Source organism: Actinoplanes sp. M2I2 (assembly GCF_023544445.1).
In the GTDB taxonomy this organism is placed as follows: Bacteria; Actinomycetota; Actinomycetes; order Mycobacteriales; family Micromonosporaceae; genus Actinoplanes.
Map to the genome: position 1 here is coordinate 1 of NZ_JALPVJ010000062.1, position 994 is coordinate 994.

Here is a 994-nt window from a genome sequence, read left to right on the forward strand (position 1 = left end):
TGACGTGATCTCAGCAAGGTTCGTTGAGGTACCGGTATTCGAAATGGGTGAGGTGTAGCGCTGCGGCGACGACGTCGCCGATTCTGCGGGGGCTGATCGTGCTGTGGCGCAAGGTTTTCCAGCGGCTGACCAGGATGGCGAAGCCGCGTTCGCCTTGCCAGCGAAGGCCACGCAGCAGCCGGTTGACGCTGCGGTTGGCGACGGCGAGGGGTTTGCCGTCGGTGGGTTGTTTGGTCGGGGTTTTGATGCCGTGGCCTGCACCTTCGTAGCCGGAGTCGGCCAGGGTGGGCAGGTTGAGCTCGGCAGCGGCCCAGTTCAAGGCGGCGGTGATGTCGAGGTTCTTGGCGCAGGTCAGATCGTGCAGATGACCGGGCATTGCGTCGGCGGTCCAGATCGGAAGGCCGTTCGGCAGCATGATTGCTTGGATGTTCGCGCCGAAGTCGCGGTGTTTTCCGGAGTACCAAGCATCGATGCTGTCGCCTTTGACGCTGAGGACTGTCTCGGTGACCCGGTCGCAGTCGAACAGTTTGCCGTCGAGGATGACGAACGCCCAGCCGTCGGCGGCGGCACGGCGTAGTGCCTCGTGCAGGTCGGGCCGGCGGGCGGCCAGGACCGTGATTCCTTCCGCGAGGTAGCGGTAGGCAGTCGCCCGAGAGATGCCGAACCCGGCGCCCAGCAGCGCCGCATCTTCGTGTTTACGGAACCAGATCAGGACCAGCAGGGCCTGGTAGAAGCAGGTCAACGCCCGTGCGCCCCGGCGCGTCCCGAGAGCCCGGCGTTCTGCGGCGAGCAGTCGTGCAAGGTGACGCACGAGTTCCCTGGGTACGTCGAGCATGGCAGAATACGCGATCACGTGGAGCCCTCTCGCAGACCTGTTTCCTTCGCAAGAACTGGTCTATCGATGGCTCCACGCCTATATCCAGCACCGTCCGGTACTCATACTTTTGCCCGTGTCGTACCGAATCAGACACCTCTCCTTGCTGAGATCACGTCA

General features: G+C 63.6%; 1 protein-coding gene. It reads right to left on the reverse strand.

The window, feature by feature from the left end; genetic code table 11:
* Positions 1-10: 10 nt before the first annotated feature.
* On the reverse strand, positions 11-835 hold the full coding sequence (locus tag HJC40_RS44970) for a transposase family protein (RefSeq protein ID WP_284044645.1): 825 nt from the start codon (positions 833-835) through the stop codon (positions 11-13).
* Positions 836-994 lie beyond the last annotated feature (159 nt).